Source organism: Flagellimonas sp. S3867 (genome assembly GCF_014698935.1).
Lineage (GTDB): Bacteria > Bacteroidota > Bacteroidia > Flavobacteriales > Flavobacteriaceae > Flagellimonas.
In genome coordinates, this window is record NZ_JACVMN010000010.1 from 1 (window position 1) to 1,734 (window position 1,734).

General features: G+C 33.8%; 2 protein-coding genes. Both read right to left on the bottom strand.

Going from position 1 to position 1,734, the window contains the following annotated elements; all coding sequences use genetic code 11:
- Positions 1 to 26: 26 nt before the first annotated feature.
- On the bottom strand, positions 27 to 758 hold the full coding sequence (locus tag IAG46_RS17535; protein ID WP_190811694.1) for a YqjF family protein: 732 nt from the start codon (positions 756 to 758) through the stop codon (positions 27 to 29).
- Positions 759 to 835: 77 nt separating this feature from the next.
- A partial coding sequence (locus IAG46_RS17540; RefSeq protein WP_190811695.1) for a serine hydrolase occupies positions 836 to 1,734 on the bottom strand: 899 nt, incomplete at its 5' end.

Here is a 1,734-nt window from a genome sequence, read left to right on the forward strand (position 1 = left end):
ATGGTTTATTTGAACTTTAGTTTAACTTAACTCTTTCTGACAGCCAGTTTTGTTTTTCCCCAAGCCAATACTTTTACTCCTCTCGAATAATGACTTTTACTTGGTTGCTCGGTTATTAATTTTTTAAATCTCGGATAGTTCAAATCCACTTTCTTTATGTCAATTTGATTAATTGGCCATTCCAAATGATGGATTTCAAATTCGTTGATTGATTTGCCAGAATCTTGGAAAAGAGCATATCTTTCAGTTAGCCAGTTGTCCAATTCCGTTTTTTCCTTTAGTTCGTCTCCAATTATAAATTCGATATCAAGTCTGTCGTTAAATTCCGAATTTTCAGATTGATATTTTTTGTTGGTCCGCTTAATTTCTGAAAATCTATACGGAAGTTCCGAAATTCCTTTTGCGACTTTACAGGACAATTTTTTTCCACCCTCAATGCTCAAAAAGTATACACCAGTTTTATTGTTTGACTTAACATAGGTTCGGATATTTATTTCATCAAAATCTGATATTGGTGGAAAAGAAGGTAAGTTTTTTGGTCTTATCTTTTCCATTGAAAAAGCTACAACGGAAACCCAAGGTTTGCCCGCAAAAAGGTCAATTTCCAGTTCTTTGGGAACGAACTTTTCTAACTCGGTTAGGTCAACTTGATAATGAAGAAATATTGCATCATTCCATTCTTGGTAGAATTTCCAACCATCAGGCCGAATTTTCCAAGGTCTATGCTTGGTGGTATTTAAAATTTCTCGGATTGTCATTTCTCAAATTGGCTACAACATTGGGATATAAATCCTTCATTTGAACTTTCAGAACTTTATTTACTTCAGCTCCTTTTTTATTCTCCGGGTTCTTTTAAGCCCTTTATAGAATAGGCTATCTCTTTCGCTACCTCTTCCAAAATATCACCAGTGTCGTTAAAACTGGCATTGCTTAAAATAGAAATTCCCATATTATATTTTGGATAAATCATAAACCAGTTTTGCATTCCGAAAATCCCTCCGTGATGTCGATAAATTATGTTATCATCTTCTTTAAGTATATTCCAATGGTAGCCAATGGAAAAGTCGTATGGAGTTTCAAAAAATTCCTTATGTGATTCTTTTACGACTGCATTTGTTTCGTCCAATTGAAACCTCATATATTTTACCAAGTCTAATGTTGTAGAATGTAGTCCGATTGTTCCACCCCATAGATTTCGTTTGAAATTTGGCATTATTTCATTTTCCTCGTTGTAACCTTTTACCAATCGTAATTTTTCATCTTTTGTCAAATTGAATTTCGTACTATTCATTCCATTTGGGCGGAGAATGAATTTTGCAACTAGCTCTTCATACGGTATTCCATATACTTTTTCTAAAATATATGCCATTAATTCGGGGCCAGTGTTTGAATAAGCATATTCTGAGCCGATTTCGGAATCTATTTTTATTTCTTTTAATCCCTCAAAAAAATCGGGTTTATTTTCCCCTTTAATCGGGAAATTTGGAAATCCACTTGTATGTGTTAAAAGGTGTTTGATTGTTACCGGTTTTTTATCGAATTCAAGATTTGGATATGGCAGTTCTAAATACATTCGAACATCATCGTTCAAATTGATTTTACCGTCAAGAACAGCTTTTGCGGCTACGGTGCCTAAAAATGTTTTTGTTACTGAGGCGATTTCATATATTGTAGAGTCGTTAGGCTGGTTTTTCTTTCCAATTTCAAGTTCTCCGTAATGTTTTGATAATTCAA